This window comes from Nonomuraea cavernae (assembly GCF_040655715.1).
GTDB classification, from domain to species: Bacteria; Actinomycetota; Actinomycetes; order Streptosporangiales; family Streptosporangiaceae; genus Nonomuraea; species Nonomuraea cavernae_A.
On sequence record NZ_JBFAKL010000035.1, the window covers coordinates 21,125 to 41,526 of the forward strand.

20 protein-coding genes and 1 pseudogene are annotated in these 20,402 nt (G+C 72.2%); 10 read left to right on the forward strand and 11 right to left on the reverse strand.

What is annotated here, in order from left to right; all coding sequences use genetic code 11:
- Positions 1-2: 2 nt before the first annotated feature.
- The gene (locus AB0I38_RS35395; protein WP_358491532.1) at positions 3-875 is read right to left on the reverse strand and encodes a sugar kinase; all 873 of its coding nucleotides are present in this window, start codon (positions 873-875) and stop codon (positions 3-5) included.
- A 187-nt stretch (positions 876-1,062) separates the two neighbouring features.
- On the opposite strand from AB0I38_RS35395, the gene AB0I38_RS35400 reads away from it, so the two are divergent.
- The 3 genes from AB0I38_RS35400 to AB0I38_RS35410 all read left to right on the forward strand — a co-directional run bounded on the left by AB0I38_RS35400 (position 1,063) and on the right by AB0I38_RS35410 (position 2,890).
- Entirely contained in the window at positions 1,063-1,797 is a 735-nt protein-coding gene (locus AB0I38_RS35400) for a hypothetical protein (RefSeq protein WP_358491535.1), read from the forward strand.
- A 137-nt stretch (positions 1,798-1,934) separates the two neighbouring features.
- Positions 1,935-2,639 (forward strand): maleylpyruvate isomerase family mycothiol-dependent enzyme, encoded by a 705-nt coding sequence (locus tag AB0I38_RS35405; RefSeq protein ID WP_358491539.1) that lies wholly within the window; start codon positions 1,935-1,937, stop codon positions 2,637-2,639.
- Positions 2,640-2,650: 11 nt separating this feature from the next.
- Entirely contained in the window at positions 2,651-2,890 is a 240-nt protein-coding gene (locus AB0I38_RS35410; RefSeq protein WP_358491543.1) for a DUF6343 family protein, read from the forward strand.
- Between the two features lie 66 nt (positions 2,891-2,956).
- On the opposite strand, the gene AB0I38_RS35415 is transcribed toward AB0I38_RS35410, so the two are convergent.
- Complete coding sequence (locus tag AB0I38_RS35415) at positions 2,957-3,181, reverse strand: DUF3040 domain-containing protein (protein ID WP_358491547.1); 225 nt, start codon at positions 3,179-3,181, stop codon at positions 2,957-2,959.
- A gap of 126 nt (positions 3,182-3,307) precedes the next feature.
- Positions 3,308-4,066 (reverse strand): SDR family NAD(P)-dependent oxidoreductase, encoded by a 759-nt coding sequence (locus AB0I38_RS35420; RefSeq protein ID WP_358491572.1) that lies wholly within the window; start codon positions 4,064-4,066, stop codon positions 3,308-3,310.
- Between the two features lie 23 nt (positions 4,067-4,089).
- On the opposite strand from AB0I38_RS35420, the gene AB0I38_RS35425 reads away from it, so the two are divergent.
- Together AB0I38_RS35425 and recQ are read left to right on the forward strand one after the other, a co-directional pair.
- Positions 4,090-5,346, forward strand: a complete 1,257-nt coding sequence (locus tag AB0I38_RS35425; protein ID WP_358491577.1) for an MFS transporter — start codon at positions 4,090-4,092, stop codon at positions 5,344-5,346.
- A 4-nt stretch (positions 5,347-5,350) separates the two neighbouring features.
- Positions 5,351-7,162 (forward strand): DNA helicase RecQ, encoded by a 1,812-nt coding sequence (gene recQ, locus AB0I38_RS35430; protein WP_358491586.1) that lies wholly within the window; start codon positions 5,351-5,353, stop codon positions 7,160-7,162.
- 333 nt (positions 7,163-7,495) lie between these two features.
- Here the strand turns inward: recQ and AB0I38_RS35435 are convergent, their stop codons facing one another.
- From AB0I38_RS35435 to AB0I38_RS35455, 5 genes and pseudogenes are all read right to left on the reverse strand, one after another.
- Positions 7,496-7,852 carry a hypothetical protein gene (locus AB0I38_RS35435; RefSeq protein ID WP_358491826.1) on the reverse strand — a complete coding sequence of 119 codons (357 nt, stop codon included), beginning with the start codon at positions 7,850-7,852 and terminating at the stop codon, positions 7,496-7,498.
- A 56-nt stretch (positions 7,853-7,908) separates the two neighbouring features.
- Complete coding sequence (locus tag AB0I38_RS35440) at positions 7,909-8,076, reverse strand: hypothetical protein (protein ID WP_358491830.1); 168 nt, start codon at positions 8,074-8,076, stop codon at positions 7,909-7,911.
- Between the two features lie 103 nt (positions 8,077-8,179).
- Positions 8,180-8,338: pseudogene (locus AB0I38_RS35445) on the reverse strand (maleylpyruvate isomerase N-terminal domain-containing protein); the annotation flags it as partial.
- On the reverse strand, positions 8,338-8,511 hold the full coding sequence (locus AB0I38_RS35450) for a hypothetical protein (RefSeq protein ID WP_358491596.1): 174 nt from the start codon (positions 8,509-8,511) through the stop codon (positions 8,338-8,340). The gene AB0I38_RS35450 and the pseudogene AB0I38_RS35445, both read right to left, overlap by 1 nt.
- Positions 8,512-8,997: 486 nt before the next feature.
- Positions 8,998-9,255 (reverse strand): alpha/beta hydrolase, encoded by a 258-nt coding sequence (locus tag AB0I38_RS35455; RefSeq protein WP_358491809.1) that lies wholly within the window; start codon positions 9,253-9,255, stop codon positions 8,998-9,000.
- 211 nt (positions 9,256-9,466) lie between these two features.
- Between AB0I38_RS35455 and AB0I38_RS35460 the strand changes: the two genes are divergently transcribed.
- Positions 9,467-9,865: a hypothetical protein gene (locus tag AB0I38_RS35460; protein ID WP_358491599.1), complete on the forward strand. Its 399-nt coding sequence runs from the start codon at positions 9,467-9,469 to the stop codon at positions 9,863-9,865.
- Positions 9,866-9,990: 125 nt separating this feature from the next.
- On the opposite strand, the gene AB0I38_RS35465 is transcribed toward AB0I38_RS35460, so the two are convergent.
- Positions 9,991-13,161: a BTAD domain-containing putative transcriptional regulator gene (locus AB0I38_RS35465; RefSeq protein ID WP_358491607.1), complete on the reverse strand. Its 3,171-nt coding sequence runs from the start codon at positions 13,159-13,161 to the stop codon at positions 9,991-9,993.
- Between the two features lie 103 nt (positions 13,162-13,264).
- Between AB0I38_RS35465 and AB0I38_RS35470 the strand changes: the two genes are divergently transcribed.
- Entirely contained in the window at positions 13,265-14,743 is a 1,479-nt protein-coding gene (locus tag AB0I38_RS35470; RefSeq protein WP_358491611.1) for an MFS transporter, read from the forward strand.
- 13 nt (positions 14,744-14,756) lie between these two features.
- Here AB0I38_RS35470 and AB0I38_RS35475 read toward each other — a convergent pair whose 3' ends face one another.
- Positions 14,757-15,107 carry a nucleotide pyrophosphohydrolase gene (locus AB0I38_RS35475; RefSeq protein WP_358491812.1) on the reverse strand — a complete coding sequence of 117 codons (351 nt, stop codon included), beginning with the start codon at positions 15,105-15,107 and terminating at the stop codon, positions 14,757-14,759.
- Positions 15,108-15,224: 117 nt separating this feature from the next.
- Positions 15,225-17,879, reverse strand: coding sequence for a CHAT domain-containing protein (locus AB0I38_RS35480; RefSeq protein WP_358491615.1), 2,655 nt, complete (start codon positions 17,877-17,879; stop codon positions 15,225-15,227).
- 138 nt (positions 17,880-18,017) lie between these two features.
- Here AB0I38_RS35480 and AB0I38_RS35485 point away from each other — a divergent pair, with 138 nt between their 5' ends.
- The 3 genes from AB0I38_RS35485 (at position 18,018) to AB0I38_RS35495 (ending at position 20,402) form a co-directional block, all read left to right on the forward strand.
- Entirely contained in the window at positions 18,018-18,608 is a 591-nt protein-coding gene (locus AB0I38_RS35485; protein ID WP_358491621.1) for an RNA polymerase sigma factor, read from the forward strand.
- Positions 18,601-19,062 (forward strand): hypothetical protein, encoded by a 462-nt coding sequence (locus AB0I38_RS35490; protein WP_358491625.1) that lies wholly within the window; start codon positions 18,601-18,603, stop codon positions 19,060-19,062. Before AB0I38_RS35485 ends, AB0I38_RS35490 begins: the two co-directional genes overlap by 8 nt.
- Positions 19,063-19,133: 71 nt before the next feature.
- On the forward strand, positions 19,134-20,402 hold the full coding sequence (locus AB0I38_RS35495) for a S8/S53 family peptidase (protein WP_358491631.1): 1,269 nt from the start codon (positions 19,134-19,136) through the stop codon (positions 20,400-20,402).

The window sequence follows — 20,402 nt, forward strand, 5'->3', positions numbered from 1 at the left end:
CGTTACAGCTCGGCCCGGGTGGGCAGCCCCTGCCAGTCGCTGGCGCTGGTCACCGCGGCGGCGCTGAGCAGCGTCCCCCGGTGCAGGCGCTCCTGCGGGGTCAGCCCGTCGAGAGCCGCGCTGAGATAGCCGGCCACGAACGCGTCGCCCGAACCCGCCGGATCCACCACGGGCACCTGCGGGGCGGGCACGTCGTAACGCATCCGGTCGGCCCGCACGCTCGCGCCCTTCGGCCCGCGGTCCACCACGACCTCGCGCTCGGGCGTGAGCGCGGGCTTGACCAGGTCGAGCTCGTCCTGGCCGAGGAACAGCAGGTGGGAATCACAGGCCAGCTCGCTCAGCACGTCCTCGGCCTCGCGTACCGACGGCCAGAGCTCGGGCACGTACCGGACGGCGAACGAGATCAGCACCTCGGCGGTCCGGGCGGCGCTCACGGCGGCGCGGACCGCGTCGAGCGCGTCCCTGCCCAGCCCGGCCGTGACGCCGGTGACGTGCAGGATCTTGGAGGCGGCGATGCGGTCGATGGGCACGTTGCCCGGCGACAGGGCGGAGCCGGCCGAGCCGGCGCGGTAGTGGGTGACGCACGGCTCGCGGCCCACGCGTGACTCCCGCAGCAGCAGCCCGGTGCGCACGCCCTCGACGACCCGGGTGTCCGCCACGTCGACGCCCTCGCCCCGCAGCGTGGTGAGCGCTCTGGCACCGAGCTCGTCACTGCCGACCTTGCCCAGGAAGCACGCCCGGTGCCCGAGCCTCGCCAGGCCGATCGCCAGGGTGAACTCCGGCCCGCCGACGTCGAGTCTGGCGTCGTCGTCGTGGCGGACGCGGCCGCTGGACACGACTCCCAGTGCCTCGCCGAGGGTGTAGACGTCAGCCATGGCGCGACTCTAGCGGGTCGGCTCCTGCCCCAAAAATTTTTCGCGCCAATGGTGCAGGTGAGCGCCGTGATCAAACTTTATCCGTACTTTTAGCGAACTTTTTCCCTATTTAGTGCCTCACAGTAGTAGAGGAGCCGCGCGATCCCGAGCCGGCTCCAGCGATACGGGGAGAGGAATCAGCACCCTCATGAGAAAAATCGCATTAGGAATCGTCTCCGCCCTGGTGGGCGGAACCATGCTCGTGTCCGGAGGTGCCGCTGCGTCCGCGCAGACGAAGGCGCCGACGGTCGAGATCCAGAACATCTCGCCCAACCCGGTCGTCGTCAGGGGCAACAACGAGACCGAGGCCTTCTTCAAGGTCGCGGCCAGCTCCGACGTCGAGAAGGTCACGCTCACCGTCGAGCCGCAGGGCTTCCACACCCTGCGCGCCAAGGACGTCAAGGCGCTGGAGAGCTGGCGCTTCGCCGTTCCGTTCAACAAGTACGACCCCGAGGGCAAGTGGAAGGCCACGGCCAGCGGAGTCGACAAGGACGGCAAGGCCGTGTCCGACACGGCGTACTTCTACGTCGACGTCCGCAAGGGCAAGGCCGACACGCGGATCACGCGCTTCAACGCTGACCCGTCCAAGGTCCGCAAGGGCAAGTCGATCTACTTCTCCGGTCGTCTGCAGGTCGACGACCACGGCTGGGAGGGCCTGCGCGGCCAGCAGGTCAAGGTCCTCTACCGGGCCAACGGCTCCAGCGGCTGGAAGTGGGTCGCCTCCACCAAGACGACATGGGGCGGCAAGTTCGTGGCCAAGTCGCGTGCCTACAAGAGCGGCACCTTCAAGGCCGCCTACTCCGGCAACTGGAAGCTCCAGGGCGCCGAGAGCCGCACTGACTACGTGCGGGTCTACGGCAGCCGGTGGCACCACCACCGGTAACCACACCATCTACGGCAGCCGGTGGCACCACCACCGGTAACCACATCTGAGCGCGGCCCGGTCCCCCTCTTCGGGGGGCCGGGCCCGTTCGTTTCCCCGGCCGGTCTGAGTGGCCGTTCTGGGGGTAGCGTCGAATTATGGTTGACGATCCGCTGAAGGGGTTCGATCCGTTCGACATCTTCGACGCTGAGGCGGCCAGGCTCGACCGGTTCTTCTCCGGTCTCGACGACGAGGGCTGGGGGCGGCCGTCCCGCTGCGAGGGCTGGACGGTCCGCGACGTTCTCGGCCACCTGGCGGGCGAGGAGCTCTACAACCACGCCTGCCTCGACGGCAACGTCCAGGTCCTGCTCGCCCGGCTGGCGCGTGAGGGGATCGACGGCTTCCACGACTTCAACGAGTGGTCCGTACGGCAACGCCGTACGGTGCCCGTGGAGGACGTGCTGCGGGAGTGGCGCGCCGAGAACGGCGAGACGCGCCACCGCATGCGGCTGCTCGGCCGCGACGGCCTGATCGACACGATGGCCGGGCCGTACCCCGTGGGGCTGCAGACCTTCCACTACGACTCCGAGTACGCCACCCACGCCGACGACGTCGGCGCCCCGGTCTCCGCGGAGGAGGCCGATGGCCGGTGGTACTGGCGGGCCGAGGTCGGCCGGTTCGTGCTGGCGGAGCAGGGGGCCGACGTCCAGGTGGAGCCGACCGGCGAGCAGATGTGGGTCCACGCCGGCGGAGAGAGCGCGTCGCTGCCCTTCCCGGAGTTCGTCGAGGCGACGGTTGGGCGGTTGCCCGCCGGGCATGGGGTCGATCCGCGACTCATCGCCAGGCTGAGGTGCCTGGCCTGAGGGGAGACGACATGTGGCTACGCGACCGTCAGGGCACCGAACCGTTGAACGCTCGCAGTCCGCTGGGCGCCCGGCGGACACTGTCGCTGGTGGCGCTGTTGATCGGCGTGCTGGCGACGGTCTTCTTCGTCACGCGCGCCATGATCACCGGTGCGGACGTCTGGGTCTGGGAGGCCGCGATCGCGGCCGCCGTAACCATCATCGCCGCCGTGGACCTGGCGGTGATCAGGCACCGCCGCTCGCGTGATTAGGCCGGTCACGCGACCAGTACGGCCACCGACTCACGCGGGTCACGCGGGTCACGCGGGCCACCCGGGTCACGCGATCAGTACGGCTACGACCAGGAGCACGAGGACGACGAGTGCGCACACCACGATCAGCCAGACGCGCCCCGTCACCCACAGGCGCAGGCGCGGGACCGAGTTCCCGGTCGCCCCGGCGCGGTTGATCTTCGCGACCCGCTTGGCCAGTGCGGGGTCGTCCGCGAGGAGGGCATGCTCGATCTCAGCGAGGATGCGGCGTTCCCGCTCGGAGAGACTCATCGCGATCACCATTGCCCAGAGGCCCGTTAAAACCTCATACCCACAAGTAACCGCCCAAAGCGGAAACGTAGGCGGCAGCCGGGACAAAATCGCCTTCGCCCCACGTTCCCCGGATGACCAGGGTCGTCAATCCTTCGCCTCGGGGTCCAGGCCGAGGACGGACCGGCCGCCGTCCACGGCCAGCGTCACGCCGTTGACGAAGGCGGCGTCATCCGACAGGAGGTAGGCCACGGCCGCGGCGATCTCGTCCGCCCGCGCCACCCGGCCGAGCGGGTGCAGCCGCGCCATGTCCCGCGAGACCCCCTCCGCCGCCTCGGGAGTCGCGAGCGCCAGGAACTCCTCGTACCTCTCCGTGGCCACCGATCCCGGGGCGACGGCGTTGACCCGGATCCCCCGCTTGCCGTACTCCACCGCGAGCGCCCTGGTCAGACCCTCGACGGCGGCCTTGGCCGTAGAGTAGGGCAGGCTGCCCGGCACCGGGCGGCGCGCCTGGTGCGAGGTGACGTTCACGATCGCGCCCGGCGTGCCAGCCGCCAGGAAGCGGCGCACGGCGGTGGCGCAGCCGACGACGGCGAGGTCGAGGTTGGCGGTGATCAGCGCGCGGATCTCGGCCGTGGAGGCGGTGTGGACCGAGGCGTCGCGGAAGACGGCGGCGTTGTTGACCCAGCCGGCCAGCGTGCCCGCGTCCTGCGCGAGGTCGGCCGCGCGCTCGACGACGGCCTCGTCCGAGGCGTCCCCGACGACCGTGATGACACCGGAGCCGGTCCACGCCGGCGCGCCGGCGTCACGCTCGACCGCCACCACCGTCCCCTTGCCGGACAGCCGCTCGACGACCGCCCGGCCGATGCCTCGTCCTCCACCGGTCACTACGTACGAAAGCTCCATGATCAATACGTTATCCAGCTGACGTGACACGTATCACCGCATTCCTGGACGGCGGACGGGGAAGTGGTCCAGGTGTGATCGCCGACCCACGAGCGTCCCTCCGCCTGGTCGTCGCACTCGCGATCACCCAGACCGCCGGATACGGCGTGCTCTACTACGCGTTCTCGGTGTTCATCGGCCCGATGGCCCGCGACCTCGACGCCGGGGTGGCCCAGCTCACCGGCGCGATCACGCTGGCCGTGCTGATCTCGGGGCTGGTGGCGCCGCTCGTCGGACGGTGGCTCGACCGCCACGGCGGGCGCGGCCTGATGACGGCCGGCTCGGTGCTCGGCGCGGCCGCCGTGCTCGCCTGGTCGCAGGTCCAGACGGTCGCGCAGCTCTACCTGGTCTGCGCTGTCCTCGGCGTCGCCTCCGCCATGGTCCTGTACGAGGCCGCGTTCGCGGTGATCGTCGCCTGGTTCGACGCGGCCCGCCGGGCACGCGCGCTGCTCGCGGTGACCGTCGTCGCGGGCTTCGCCTCCAGCATCTTCCTGCCCCTCACCGGCTTCCTCGTCGACAGGTACGGCTGGCGGCACGCCCTGGTCGTGCTGGCCGCCGGCTACGCGGTGACCACGATCCCCCTGCACGGCCTGGCCGTACGCGGGCGCCCCGTCCCGGTCTCCGCCCGCCGGGGCGAGATCGTCGGCTCGGCGGTCCGCGAACGCCCGTTCTGGCTGCTGGCCGCCGCGTTCCTGACGCAGACGGGCGCCGTGGCGGTCATGGGGGTGCTGCTCGTGACGTACCTGATCGCGCTCGGTCACCCGCCCGTCTTCGCCGCCGCCGTCGCGGGGCTGCTCGGCGTGCTGTCAGTGACGGGCCGGGTGCTCACCACCGGCCTGCAGGCCCGCTGGCCGGTCTCGCGGATCACCGCGGTGGTGTTCGGGCTGCAGGGCGTCGCGGCGGTCCTCCTGCCGCTGACCGGGCGCGGCGTGCCGGGCGCGGTCGGCTCCGTCGTGCTGTTCGGGCTGGGTTTCGGCGTGGGCACGATCGCCCGTCCGGCCCTGCTCACCGAGAGGTACGGCACCGCCGCGTACGGGGCGCTGAGCGGGGCGCTGGCCCTGCCCATCACGCTCGCCAAAGCGGTGGCCCCGCTGCTCGCGGCCGGGCTGGCCCAGGTGGCCGGATACCCGGCGGTGATGGGCGCGGTGGGGGCCGCGTGCGCGCTCGGCGCGGTGTCGCTGGTGGCCTACGATCGCCATGGGCGAACAGGACCGGCGCCCGCGGGCGAACACGTAAGGTAGCCGTATGGATACCCCCATCGAGGTCCTGGGTCGCGTGTTCGGTTACGACTCGTTCCGGGCCGGCCAGCAGGAGATCATCGAGCACGTCGTGGCGGGCGGCGACGCGCTCGTGCTCATGCCGACCGGTGGCGGCAAGTCGCTGTGCTACCAGATCCCGGCGCTGGTGCGCCCCGGGGTCGGGGTGGTCGTCTCGCCGCTGATCGCGCTCATGCAGGACCAGGTCGACGCGCTGACGGCGCTCGGCGTGCGGGCGGGGTTCCTCAACTCGACCCAGGAGTTCGACGAGCGGCAGCGGGTCGAGGCGGCGTTCCTGGCGGGCGAGCTCGACCTGCTCTACCTCGCGCCCGAGCGGCTCCGGGTCGACTCGACGCTGCGGCTGCTGGCCAAGGGCGAGATCTCGCTGTTCGCCATCGACGAGGCGCACTGCGTCTCGTCGTGGGGGCACGACTTCCGGCCCGACTACCTCGCGCTGTCCGAGCTGCACGAGCGCTGGCCCGAGGTGCCGCGCATCGCGCTGACCGCGACCGCCACGCCGGCCACGCACGCCGAGATCTCCTCGCGGCTCGGCCTGGAGCAGGCCCGCCACTTCGTGGCGAGTTTCGACCGGCCCAACATCCACTACCGCATCTCGTCCAAGAACGAGCCCAAGCGGCAGTTGCTGGAGTTCCTGCGGACCGAACACCCCGGCGAGGCGGGCATCGTCTACTGCCTGTCCCGGTCCTCGGTCGACAAGATCGCCGACTTCCTGGTCGACAACGGCATCGCCGCCGTCCCCTACCACGCCGGTCTCGACGCCCGCACCCGCGCCGCCCACCAGGCCAGGTTCCTGCGCGAAGACGGGATGATCGTGGTCGCGACGATCGCGTTCGGCATGGGCATCGACAAGCCCGACGTGCGTTTCGTGGCCCATCTCGACCTGCCCAAGTCGGTCGAGGGCTACTACCAGGAGACCGGCCGGGCCGGGCGCGACGGCCTGCCCGCCACCGCCTGGCTGGCCTACGGCCTGCAGGACGTCGTGCAGCACCGGCGGCTGGCCATGGAGGGCGACGAGGCCCACCGGCGGCGCCAGGTGCTCCACCTCGACGCGATGCTGGCCCTGTGCGAGACCGTCGCGTGCCGCCGCGTCATGCTGCTCGACTACTTCGGCCAGCGAGATTCCGAGCCGTGCGGCAACTGCGACACCTGCCAGACACCGCCTGAGTCGTGGGACGGCACCGTCGCCGCCCAGAAGGTGCTCTCGACCGTGCTGCGGCTGGCCCGCGAGCGGCGGCAGAAGTTCGGGGTCGGCCAGATCGTCGACATCCTGCTCGGCAAGAAGACCGCCAAGGTGCTCCAGTTCGGCCACGAGTCGCTGACCGTGTTCGGCGTCGGCACCGAGCTGACCAACACCGAGTGGCACGGAGTGGCGCGCCAACTGCTGGCGCAGGGGCTGCTGGCGGTCGAGTCCGACTATGGCGCGCTGGTGCTCACCGACGCCAGCGCCGACGTGCTGCGCGGCGAGCGCCAGGTGCGGTTGCGCCGCGACGCCCAGCGGCCGGCCCGTGCCAAGTCCTCCGGCGGCGGCGCCGGTGCCCGTCCCGTGGTGGAGCTGCCCCAGGAGGCGGCGCCGGTGTTCGAACGGCTCCGCGCCTGGCGGGCCGCCACGGCCAAGGAGCAGGGCGTGCCCACCTACGTGATCTTCCACGATGCCACGCTGCGCGAGATCGCCACGGTTTCGCCCGCGTCACTGGCCGACCTGGGCCGGATCAGCGGCGTGGGCGAGAACAAACTGGCCAAATACGGTGAGCAGGTCCTGGAGACGCTCGCGTCTTCCTGACCTCCGCCCGGAGTGGGCGGCTGCGGTGACGGCCCACTCGAAGTGGCTCCGAAGAAGTGCCCGAGGTGGCCCCGAGAGGCTCTGAAAGCGACTCCGGGAGACGCCCTGAGGGTGGCCTCGCGGCTTCGGAAGGGCTTCGCGGGGGCTCTGAGGGGTGGCGACGGCCGCACGAAGAACGGTCGTCGCCACCGCGCTGCTCGCCACTTCGGCGATCAGCTCATTCCACATTAGCCGGACCAAGCGTGCATCCTGCACTTCTGTCCATATGAGCGGCGTGTTCCCTTTTCGTCAATGGGTACCCCGCGAGCCGTTGCTTCCCGCCACTGCTCGGGGTCAGAAGCGGCAGGGCGGGCTCCAGCCGGGGTCCCGGCCCAGGAAGGCCAGCAACCGGTCTTCCGCGGAGGCTCGCCACGGCTGGTCGAACGGCTCGGCGAAGCGCTCCGGGCGGTCGGCGTCCGTGACGAGGGCATGGACGCGGCCGAGCAACTCGGCCGCCATCAGGGCCGGCATCGGGCGGGATCGTCCGCAGGCACGGGCGAGGTCCCACGCGTGCACGGCCACCTCGACGGCACCGACCTCCGCCACCGCCCTCGCCGTCATCGGGCACCCCTCGACGGTCACGACGTGATCGCGTACCTGATGGGCCCACGCGCCGAGCAGCTCGGCCGCCCGATCCCGCAACACCAACACCGGATCCCGCTCCCAACCTCCAGCCCGGAGCCCACGACCACCACTCGCTTCCTCACTCACCCCACCACCGGCTCCCCCACTCCCCTCAGCCCCGGCTTCCCTACTCCCCTCGCTGCCTGGTTCTCCATTCCCCGTAGCTCCTGGTTCTCCATCCCCTTCAGCTCCTGCTGCTCCATCCCCCTCGCCGCCTGGTCCTCCATTCCCTTCAGCTCCCGGTCCTCCATTCCCTTCAGCACAGGGGGTGATCCGAGCCCCATCGCGGAGGGTGATCCGGGGCCCTTCACCGAGGGTGATCTGAGCGAAGTCGGCCGCCTCGTTCAGGGTCGTAAGAGAGTCGTCCAGGTGGGCCAGCAGATCTCCCACGTCCCAGTCGCGGCAGGGGGTGGCGCGGTGCAGGTCGTCTCGGGTGATGACGCGCAGGCTCCCCAGCGCGTAGCCGATGGCGCGTTCGAGCAGGCTCACCCCTTCGAGCATCGAGCCGGTCATCACGGCGTCACCCCGAAGGGCCGGAACGCCAGGGTGATTCCGGTCGCCTCGGCCTCATGGCCGATGCCCTCGTCCGCCGCCGGGCCGGACCGCCTACCACCGGACCGCCCACCACCGGGGCGCGCGACGGCTGTGGCCGCGACGGTGCCGGGCCAGGTGTGCGACTCTCCCATCTCCACCTCCTCGTCACGTGTACAGACAACTCGGGCGCGAGGAAGTCATCGGACACCGGGCAACGACCCGGGCGGCGAGCGGTCGGGAGAGGAGAGATCAGCCAGGCAAAGGGGCACGCACCCTATGTCGCAATTGCAGACACTCGCCCCTTGGATCCAGCAATTCCCTATCGCCCTTCACCTACAATTGCCGCACATCACTATTTTCGCCTGACGTACCCTTAAGGTCATGGATCCACCCGGCGGTCTCCACGAATGGGACGATCGCGGCAGAAAACGCACAGTCGTGACCGGATGCCTGGTCATGTGCGTGATAGGCGGAATTATCTGGCTCATTGTCCTGAGTATGATCCTATATTTTATTTGTCGATCATAAATAACCATTTGAAACGTGCGACGTGCGGCGGCACTTGTGACCCGAGAGCCGGAAGATTCGACAGGACGGTCACCACATCGGAATAGCGTTCGCGTTCAACCGAGCCCGGCTCAGCGCGACAACACCCGCTCGGCGAAGCCGGTGACCGCGTCGAGCACCTCGTCCTTGTTCGTCTCGTTGAACACCTCATGCCTGGCCTCCGGATAGATCCGCTCGGTCAGGTCACCGCCACGGATCTCCTCGATGCCGATGCGGCTGCCCGCGAGCGGCACGAGCTGGTCGTCGGCCCCGTGCACCCAGAGCGTGGGCAGCGCGCCGAGCGTGCCGCCCTTGGAGATGGCGGTGAGCGCGGCGGCGAGCGCCTCCAGCGCCGCGGGTGGTCACGCGTCCAGGCGAGGACCGGCGAACGATTCCAGGAACGGTTTCGGGTCGGGTGCGAGCTAACGGGGCGGTTGCGGCGTCCAACAAGGAAGGTGAATGCCTTCTGTTCCCCGCCTCGTGCGGGGTTCGTCTGACCCATGACCGTACTGGAGCAGTGATTTGACCCCCTATCGCCCACGCCGGACCCGCTCTCTCGGGGTGACCGAGACACGCGGATGGAACGTGAAGGTCATCGGCATCTCGGCAGGCCAGGACCTGCCCGACGACTTCGAGGTGGAGGCCGCGATGCTGGCGGCCGAGCGGGAGCTCCCCGAGCGGGCGGGCATCGCGTTCGTCGTGGTGCACCGCGGCACCGAGGCGCTGTGCGCGAACATCTGCTGGTGGCAGGCCGACATCCTCTATCACCGGGTGTGGCGGGCCGATCTCGGCACCACCGACCTGGTACGGGTTCCGGCCGACGGGCCGGCCGCGTGCGTGTGGGAGCTGCTGGCCATCGACCACGAGCGGCGGGCCTGGGTGCACCACGTGCTGGCCCGTCCCGACGACCCCGACTACCCCGGCTACCTCGCCGCTGACCCGCTGGTCGAAGCAGCCTGACCGCCCGCGTAGGCCGCAGGCCCGCGTGTAGGCAGCCAGAGCCGGTCTCGCGGGTAAGGCGGCCTGACCGCGCCCACGCACGGAGGCGGGATGACCCATGCCCGCGCGCTGGTCCGCCGGGCAGGTCAGGCCAGGTTCTCGGCGTCGTCGAGCTTGAGGCGGGCGCCCTGCTCGTACGCCTCGGCGAACGCCCCCTCGCCCAGCGCCTCGCGGGCCAGGGTGGTGGCCTGGTCGATCTCGGGGTAGTCGGGCGGCGCGGCGGGAGTCTGGTTGGCCCGCCTGGCCTCGGCGGCCAGGCCGAGCAGCCGGGCGGCCCCATCGTGGCGGCCGGTCGCGGCCAGCGCGGCGGCCAGCCCCTCCACGGCCCGCACGATCGAACGCGGATCACCGATCTTCCTCGAGGCGGCGTACGCCTCCAGATGCAGCTCCCTGGCCCCCTCCGGGTCGCCCCGCGTCGCCCGGATGAAACCCAGCTCGATCAGGACGGTGGGGAGCTGCAGGGCGGGCTGGTCGGCCGGATCGCGCGACACTCCGTCGAGCAGCCCCATCAGGTGGGTCTCGGCCAGGTCGAGCCGCCCGGCGCGGCGCGCGGCGCAGCCCAGCCCCATCCCGGCCATGAGCCGCCCCTCCCGGTAGCCCTGCTCGATCGAAAGGCGCAGTGCGCGCCCGCACAGCTCCATCGCCCGCTCGTACGCCCCGCTCCGCAGCGCGACCCAGCCCAGCCAGGAGGTGCGCCGGGCGGCCTCGGGCCACAGGCCCAGCTCCTCGGCCAGGCGCAGGCTCTCGGTGAACAGCCGGGCGGCTCGTTCGGTGTCGCCCGCGATCTCGGCCTCTCCGGCCAGCCACTCCATGGCCTGGAGCTGTCCCCAGCGGTCACCGAGCTTCCTGAACAGGCGCAGGCTCTCCCCGCCGTCGCGTTCGAGGGCGGTCAGGTCGCGTTGCGTGTAGGCGTTGCGAGCTCGCCTGCTCAGCGCCGCCGCGATGCCCCACTCGTCGCCGATGGCGCGGCAGGTGGCCAGCGCGCTGGTGACCAGGTCGTGCTCCACGAACATCTCCGCGGCGGACAGCGCCAGGAACAGCTCGGCGCGGGCCCGCTCGCGCGGGTCGCGCACCGCCCTCGTGTCCCAGGTGACGTCCTGGTCGTGCATCAGCGCGAACCCCGCGTGCCACGCGGCGGCCCTGGCCCGGCCGGGCGCCTCGCCTTCGACGGCCAGTGCCGCCTCCAGGGACCGCCGGGCGTCGGCCAGTCTGCCGCGCAGGAACCAGTACCAGGTCAGCGCGTTCGCCAGCCGAATCGCGTCGTCGGCGTCGCGCTCGCGGGCCGCCGTGTCGAGCGCCGCCCGCAGGTTGGCCGCTTCCGCGTCGAGTCGCCGCAGCCATGTGCCCTGCTCGGGGCCGTAAAGGGCGGGCTCCGCCCGCAGGGCCAGCGCCAGGTAGTGGCGGGCGTGCGCGTGTCGTACCGGCTCCAGCTCGCCCGCGTCGGACAGGCGGTCGAGGCAGTAGGCGGCCACCGACTCCAGCAGCCGGTAGCGGACACCCGCCGGGCTGTCGGTGACGACCACCAGCGAGCGGTCGACCAGCCGGGCGATCAGGTCGAGCACGTCGAGCCCGTCGCCGCCGCAGACCTCCTCGGCCGCCTCCAGCGTGCAGCCGCCGGCGTGGACGGCGAGGCGGCGCAGCACGACGCGTTCGGGTTCGGTCAGCAGCTGCCAGCTCCAGTCGATCACCGCCGTGAGCGTCCGCTGGCGCTGGGGGGCGCCGCGCCGGCCGGAGGCGAGCAGCCGGAACCGGTCGTCGAGCCGGGCGAGCACCTCGCGCACGCCGAGCGCCCGCACCCGGGTCGCCGCCAGCTCCAGCGCCAGCGGGATCCCGTCGAGCCGGTGGCACAGCTCGGCGACCGCGCCGGCGTTCTCCTCCTCCAGCGCGAACCCGGGCGCGGAGGCGGCGGCCCGCGCCACGAACAACCGCACCGCGTCGGACCGCCCCACCCGCTCGACCCGCTCGACCTCTATACGAGACTCCGCGTCGGGGGACGGGCCGGGATCGGGCGTGGGGAGGCTGAGCGGCGGAACGCTCCACAGGGCCTCGCCGGACACGGCCAGCGGCTCGCGGCTCGTGGCCACGACGCGCAGGCCGGGAGCCGCGCGCAGGAGCCGCTCCGTCAGGGCGGCGACCTCCTCGACCAGGTGCTCGCAGTTGTCCAGGACGAGCAGCAGCCGCCGGGACCGCAGCGCCTCGGCCAGCCGGTCGGCCGGATCCGCCTGCTCGGCGCCGTCGCGGATGTCGAGCGCCGCCATGACGACCTCGGCCGGGGAGCCCGTGCCCGAGTCGAGCGGGCCCAGCTCGACCAGCCACACCCCGTCCGGGAAGTCGCCGAGTGACCGGGCGGAGACCTCCAGCGCGAGCCGCGTCTTGCCCACGCCGCCGGTGCCGGTGAGGGTCACGAGCCGGTTGGCGCGCAGCAGCGAGCGCACCTCGGCCACCGCGCCGTCCCGGCCGATCAGCTCGCTGAGCGAGGCGGGCAGGTTGGTGGTGGGCCGCTCGGCGCCACCGATCAGCGTGGGGTCCTGCCCGAGGATCGCCTGGTGCAGGCCGGCGAGCTCGGGCCCGGGGTCGAGGCCGAGCTCGACGGCGAGCAGTTCGCGCAGCTCGCCGTAGCCGGCGAGCGCCTCGCCCTGCCGGCCGGCGCGGTAGAGGGCGCGCATGTGCGCGGCGCGCAGGCGTTCCCTGAGCGGGTGGCGGGCCACCAGGTCGGCCAGCTCGCCCACGAGCAGGCCGTGCTCGCCGAGGTCGATACGGGCATCGGCGTGTTGTTCCAGCGCGGACAGCCGCTGCTCCTCCAACCGGGCTATCGCGATGCGGGTGAACTCCTCGTCGGCGAAGTCGGCGTACGCCGGGCCGCGCCACAGCCCGAGCGCCTCGGCCAGCAGATCGGCCCTGGCACGCGGGCTCTCGGCGGTCTCGGCGCGGGCCAGCAGCGCGGCGAACCGGGTGGCGTCGACCGCGCCGGCGTCGAGCAGGTAGCCGGGGGCGCGGGAGACCACCAGGCGCCTGCCACCCGGCTCGGCCTCCTCCAGCACGCGGCGCAGCTGCGAGACGCGCACCTGAAGCGCCGCGGCCGGGTTGCCCGGCGGCTCACCACCCCACAGGTCGTCGACCAGCTGGTCGGCCGAAACGACCCGTCCCTCGTGAACGAGCAGGTCGGCCAAGAGCGCGCGCACCTTCAGGCCCGGGACCGTGACGGTGTCCCCGGCGTCGGTCCAGACGGCCAGCGGCCCGAGAACACTGAAACGCATGTTCGATATTTTATGGGGCACCTTAAGCCGACGAGAAGAAGTCCTTAAGCCCTTTCCCTCACCGTTTGCCGCAACTGTTTGCCGTATGGGAAAGGGAAACCTGATGGACACCGCACCCCTGGCAGGACGGCGGGAGTGGATCGGTCTGGCCGTGCTGGCCTCGGTCGCCCTGTTGCTGTCGCTCGACGTCAGCGTGCTCTACCTGGCACTGCCACATCTCAGCGCGGACCTCGGGGCCACCGCGCCCCAGCAATTGTGGATCATGGACATCTACTCGTTCCTGCTGGCCGGTTTCCTGGTCACGATGGGCACGCTGGGAGACCGGATCGGCCGCCGGAGGCTGCTGATGATCGGGGCGGTGGCGTTCGGCGTGGCCTCCGTGGCCGCCGCCTACTCCACGAGCGCCGAGATGCTGATCGTGAACCGGGCGCTGCTGGGGATCGCCGGGGCGACGTTGATGCCGTCGTCCATGGCGTTGATCCGCAACATGTTCACCGACACCAAGCAGATGGGCGCGGCGATCGGGCTGTGGTTCGGCTGCTTCATGGTGGGCATGGCGCTCGGGCCGCTCGTCGGCGGGCTGCTGCTGGAGCACTTCTGGTGGGGGTCGGCGTTCCTGCTCGGCGTGCCGTTCATGGTCGTGCTGCTGCTCACCGGCCGGACGCTGCTGCCCGAATATCGCTCCCCGGAGGCGGGCCGGCTCGACCTGGTCAGCGTCGCCCTGTCGCTGGGGACCATCCTGCCGATCATCTACGGGCTGAAGGAGGTGGCCAGGAGCGGCTGGCAGATCCTGCCCCTCGGCGCCGTCGTGGCCGGGCTGGTGCTCGGTGTGATGTTCGTACGACGGCAGCGCACCCTGGCGAGTCCCCTGCTGGACCTGCGGTTGTTCGACAACCGTGCCTTCGCGACCACGCTCTCGCTGCTGCTGCTCGGCGGCATCGTCATGGCGGGCACCACGTTGATGTCCACGATGTACCTCCAGATGGTCGAAGGGCTGTCGCCGCTCCAGGCGGGGCTCTGGCTGCTGCCGCAGAACTTCGCCATGATCGTCGCTCTGGCGCTCGGCCCGGCGCTGACGCGCTGGATGCGTCCCGCGTACGTGATGGGCCTCGGGCTGCTGGTGGCGACGCTCGGGCTGCTCGTGCACACCCAGGTGCCCAGTTCGGGCGGCACCGGGTTGCTGGTGATCGGCCTCGCGCTGGCCTCGGCCGGCATCGCGCTGCCGATGAGCGTGGGCAACAGCGTGATCATGACGGCGGCCCCGCCGGAGAAGGCGGGTTCGGCGGCGGCGCTGTCGGAGACCGGCGGCGAGTTCGGGGTGGCCGTGGGCGTGGCCGTGCTGGGCAGCCTGGGCACCGCCGTCTACCGCGCGACGCTGCCGGAGACGCTGCCCTCGGAGAGCGCCCGCGAGAGCATCACCGCCGCCCTGCGCGTGCCCGAGGTGCTGGACATCGCCCGCGCCGCCTTCACGACGGGTCTCAACGTCGTGGCGCTGACCGGCGCGCTGATCTTCGCCGGGCTCGCGGTGGTCACGGTCGCGCTGCTCAGGCGGCACACCGTGGAGGAGCGGGTGACCACGTGAACGGACGAGGCGGTCAGGGGTCGAGCGGGGGCGCCTTGCGCATCGAGCCGCGGTAGCGCTCGGGGTCGTAGCGCCGGTCGTTGACGTCGAGCCTGGTGTTGGCCTCCGCCACCAGGTCGACGCCCAGCACGTCGGCCAGGCGGACCAGGTAGGCGGTGACGTCGCCGAGCTCGGCGCGCACCCTGGCCAGGGTGGCGGGGTCGAGGTCGCGGGACTCGTCGGGGGTGAGCCACTGCAGCTCGGCCACCAGCTCGCCGACCTCACCGGACAGGGCCATCGCCAGGTTCTTCGGGGTGTGGAACCGCTCCCAGTCTCTGACTCGGGCGAACTCGCTCAACCGCACGGCCAGCCGTTCCAACTCGATGCTCACGCCAGGCGAGCCTATCGGGCGCGAGCCGGAGACAGGTATCAGACGGCGCGCGCCGCCCTCCGGGAGGGTGACGGCGAACTCCACGACAGAAGGGCTACCCATGAGCGGTCCTTACGGCGCCTCGGAGGTCGGGTCATCCTGAAGGACCACGTCCGCCCCGATGCACACGAAACCGGCAGAAGCGGCCAGCAGTTCACCGGAGGTGGCGCGCTGCGCCTCGGCCAGCGCGGTGGCCGCGGAGTGACCGGCGGCCAGCAGCCGGTGCAGGGCGATCATGGGCTCGGCGGTCTCGGCGTCGGGGACGGAGACCACCGAGCCGATGATCGTACGCGCGCCGTGGGCGAGGAACGTGGCGCTGAGCCCGAGCAGCTCGTCTCCGGCGCGCACGATGGAGCGCCCGCTGTCGCACGCCGCGAGGACCACGATCTGCGGCGAGCGGCGGAGCCGTTCGAGGTCGTAGAGCGTGAGCGGGCCGTCCGACAGGTGCAGCGAGGAGAACAGCGGGTTGGTGGCGTGCAGCCGCCCGTGCGCGGCCAGGTGGGCCAGGCGGGCGCCGTCGAGCCCGGTGAGCACGGCCTCGGCGTTGGCCTCGGCGCCGGCCAGCACGGCCGCCTCGTGGATGCCCGCGACGGCCTCGGCCTCCGCCCGCGCCCCCGGCAGCCCCGGCCCCGCCACGGCCAGCACGTGCCCGCTCTCGCCGGGCGCGTCGGCGGCGGCGTGCCACAGCGTCGCCGAGGGCGAGACGGTGACGGGCCGCCCGGCGCAGGAGGGCAGGATCGACCACGGCAACGCCTGCAGGAAGCCGGTGGGGATCACCACGAGCGGCCGGTCGCCGATGACCCGCGCCAGCGGGCCGAACAGCATCCGGTCCAGGTGCTCGGCGGCGTGCCGCAGCATCCGGCCGGCCGCGACCCGGTTGACCCCGTGGGCACGGCCGGACAGGCGGCGCAGCGCGAAGGGAACGCGGTCGATCAGGTCCCTGACCGGCGCGGCGGCTCCGAGCCGGTGCAGCGACGGCCGGCCGCGCGCGACCGTGACGGCGTGCAGCTCACCGTCGAGCAGCACGAACTCGACGAGTGCCGCGTCCGCGAGCGCGCCGACCAGTGTGGACACCCCGACGGGGCGGGCGCCCATCGGCGAGCGGACCGCCGGCTGGCGGCGGCGGTAGTCGCGGATGTCACGTTCCAGAGCCAGCTGGCGCTGGCCCAGCCGCCCGGTGCCCTGCCCCGCCCGCCGCCGCTCGTTGATCTCGCTCATCACCGCGCGCAGCTCGGCCATCGCCCCGGCCAGGTAGGGGTCGTCCGGCGGGTGAACCGGCGGCATCAGCAGGTGGCTGGCCCGGCCCTCCTCGGCCCAGGCGAGCACCGCGTCGGCCCGGCCGGTGCGCAGGGCCATGCCCAGCCCGAGCCCGGCCAGGTCCAACCGGTACTGGCCGCTGTAGGCGCGCAGGTCGGTCGCGCCCAGGGTGGCGCGGTGCTCGTCGAGCACCCGCAATCCGGCCCTGGCCGCCGTCACCGCGCCCCGCTGGTTGTCCCTGCTCAGCCGCAGCAGCGCGGTGGCGTGCCAGGCCCTGGCCCGCAGCAGGGCGGGGCCGCGAAAGCGTGCCCTGGCCGCCTGCTCCAACTGCTTGCGGGCCTGTTCCGTCCGGCCGCGCCGCAAGGAGAGCTGGGCGGCGAGAATCCGGGCCTCCACGGCCGCGCCGGGCCAGCCCGCGGCGGTCAGGTCGACCGCGACCCGTTCCAGCAGCGCCGCCGCCGGAGCGCGGGTCCGGCCCATGGCCGGCGAGCGCAGCACCGCGAACCTGGCCAGCGCCGCCCATTCCGGCCTGCCCTGCCGGGTGAACTCGGTGACGGCCCGCCTCGCCTCCCGTACGGACTCGTCGTCGTCCCCTTCCAGGCCGGCCGTACGGGCGAGAAGCAGCCGTACCTCCGGCAGCCCGATCGCGCGGCGGTTGCGCTTCAACTGCTCGACCGCCTCGCGCGCGGCGAGCCGGGCCTCCGACACCAGGCCCACCGAGAGCAGCAACTCGCCCCGGTCGGCGAGCAGCCAGCCGAGCTGGTGCGTGCCGAGCGCCCGGAAGCGCTCCTCGGCGCCGTCGAAGTAGGCGAGGGCGGACGGCACGTCGCCGCGCAGGGCGCTGACCCACCCCAGGTTCAGCCTGACGATGGCCAGCGAGAGGTCCAGGCCGAGCTCGGTGCACAGCTCCTCGGCCTCGCGCAGGTCGGTCTCGGCGGCGGTGAACTCGTGCCGGTAGCCGTGCACGATGCCCCGGTTGGACAGCACCCGCTGCAGCCAGAGCCGATCCCCGGCGCGGCGCAGCGCCGGAACGGCCAGGCGGTATCCGGCCAGCGCGTCGTCACCGCGGCCGAGGTGGTTGAAGATCGCCGCCCGCTGGGCCTCGGCCCGGGCGCGCAGGACGCCGTGCACCGTGGGGAGCACGCTCTCGATCTCGTCCAGCGCGTGGTGGGGCCGGCCGCGCAGGCTGGCCACGAAGGCGAGCCTGATCCTGGCCTCGGCGGCCAGCTCCGGCGAACCCGCCCGCTCGCCGAGCCGCATCGCGGCGCGCAGATGGCGGGTCGCGGTGGCCAGGTCGAGCAGGTGGGTGGCCGCCACCCCCATGGCCCGCTCCGCGACCGACTCCAGCGCGGTGTCCCCTCGTGCGCGGGCCCGGCGGGCCGCGCCGGCCGCGACGGACGTCAGCTGGGCGGGGTCGGCCTCGGCGAGGCGCAGCATGGCCTCGGCCGAGTCGGTTGGGGTCCGGCTCACCTTCCGCAGTGTGGCGGACGAGCCCACGTCTGTGATGTATCAGCCGGGAGACAAACCGTCCGGGGCCGGACCGGGCGCGCTGTTGCCGTCCGCACCGAAAATCCCGACAATACGAGCTCTAGGCATGGGAGGCGCCAGATGCGTGACGACCCGACCGTCATCGCACTGGTCGCCCGGGCGCGCAAGGGCGACCAGAACGCCTGGAACGAGCTCGTGGAGCGCTACCTCCCGCTGATCTGGTCGATCTGCCTCCGGCACCGGCTGAGCCGCCCCGACGCCGACGACGTGGCCCAGACCGTCTGCCTGCGCCTGGTCGAGCATCTCGCCGTGCTGCGCACCCCCGCCGCGCTGCCCGGCTGGATCGCCGTCACCACCCAGCGCGAATGCGTCCGCGTTCTGCGGGCAGTACGCAGGCGCGAGGTCGCCGAGCAACCCATGATCGTCGACCTGGCAGCCGATGACGAGGCCACCACGATGATCGAACACGAGCTGGAACGGGCGGAGCGGCAGGCGGCGCTGCGTGCGGCCTTCGCCCAGTTGCCGGCGCTGTGCCGGAAGCTGCTCACGCTGCTCATGCGCGACCCGCCTCCTTCGTACGCCGAGATCGGCGACCGGCTCGGCACCCCGGTCGGCGGGATCGGCCCCACGCGTGCCCGATGCCTGGCCAAGCTGCGCCAGAGCCCCTACCTGCACGGCTACCTGACGGGAGAAGGCGGCGGCGATGTCTGAACGCCGATGGAGCGACGACAGGCTCCTGGACGAGCTCGCCTCGGCGATGCGCGCGGCCGAGGAGATCCCCCGCGAGGTCGTCGAGGCGGCGCGGGCGGCGTTCGCCTGGCGTGACATCGACGACGAGCTCGCCCGGCTCGCCTACGACTCCGAGGTGGACGGCGAGCCCGCCGGGGCGCTCACCCGCTCGGAGTCCGCCCCGCTGCGGGCCATGACCTTCGTCTGCCGGTCGCTGACCATCGAGCTCGAAGTGGCCGGCGACGCCCTGATCGGCCAGGTGGTGCCGAGCCAGGTGGCCGACATCCACGTACGGGTCCTGTCCGGGGTGACCGCCACGGTCCGCACGGACGAGGTCGGCGGGTTCGCCATCCGGCCGATCCCCGATCACCCGTTCCACCTGCAGTGCCGCACCTCCGACGGCATCAGCGTGGCGACGAGCTGGATCACCCTGTAGGCGGGTCCCTCCTCCTGTATCAGGCGGCTCTCCTCGTCCTCTGTCAGTACAGAGCCATCGAAGGAGAGACCATGCCGTACTCGGACGCGACCACCCCCACCGACCGATACCTCTCCCACGAGATCGTGGTGGAGTCCCGGGACGAGAGGCTGCTGCTGGCCGAGCTCGACGGGTTCGTCAGCGGAGAGCCCGACGGCGACCTCGTGCTCGGGCTGACCCGCATCAGGCTCGACGCCCTCGACCGCTTCCCGTTCGACCCCGACCTCGACGCACGGATGCGGGCCGAGGCGGGCGCCGCCACGCGCGGCGCGCAGCCGAGCGACCTCGACCGGGTGCTGTACCACCTGCGCGAGAGGTTCAAGACGACGAAGCAGTGGGTGCCCCGGATGGCCAAGATCCGCATGTACGCCGAGGGCACGCCCTACACGGGCGGCGGCCAGGGCGACCCGGAGCAACTGGCTGCCAAGGCCGAGGTGGTCATCGAACCACGCGAGTCCTACCGGGGACCCCGGTTCACGATCGGCATCCTGGACGGCGCGCTCTACCGCCACCCGCAGCTCGCCGGGCACTATCTCGCCGACTCCTCCGTGTTCGGTGTGGCCGACCACACCGACCCGCCGGCCACGCTGGGCCACGCCGTCCACCTGGCCGGCATCGTGGCCCGGCAGGCGCCCGGCGCCGACCTGGTGATCCGCCAGGCGCTCGACGCCTCCAACGAGGTCGACTCCTGGACGCTGGCCAAGGCGATGGTCCGCTTCAGCGGCGAGGTGGACCTCCTGCTCACCTCGCTCGGCGGGGCGACCTGGGACGACAAGCCGCCGTTCGTGCTGGAGCGGGCCGAGTCGCGGCTGGGCTGCGTGCACGTCGCCAGCGCCGGCAACTGGGGCGAGGTCCCGCGGCCGCGCCCGTACCCCAGCCCGACCCGCGACAGCGCGATCTTCCCCGCCGCCCTGCCCGGCGTGATCGCCGTGGGCGCCCTGGCCGGCGACGGCGGACGCGCCGGCTACTCTCAGTCGGGGCCGTGGATCAGCCTCATGGCGCCGGGCGCGCACGACGGCCTGTTCCTGGAGCGGGCCTCCCTCCTCACCCGCGACGCGCACGGCGCGCTGATCTCCAACGTCGAGCGCAAGCCGGTGAACTTCGGTGGCGTCGCCAACTGGCCGGGCACGTCCGCGTCCGCCGCGTACGTGGCCGGCGCGATGGTGGCCGTCGCCATGGCGCAGGACACGAACGTCCAGGAGGCCGCGGAGACGCTGCTCTCCGGCCACCCGGGTCTGTCCCAGGAAGTGCCGCAGGCTCGCGGCATCCGTCCCTACTCGCCCGAGCTCGACCGCTACTGA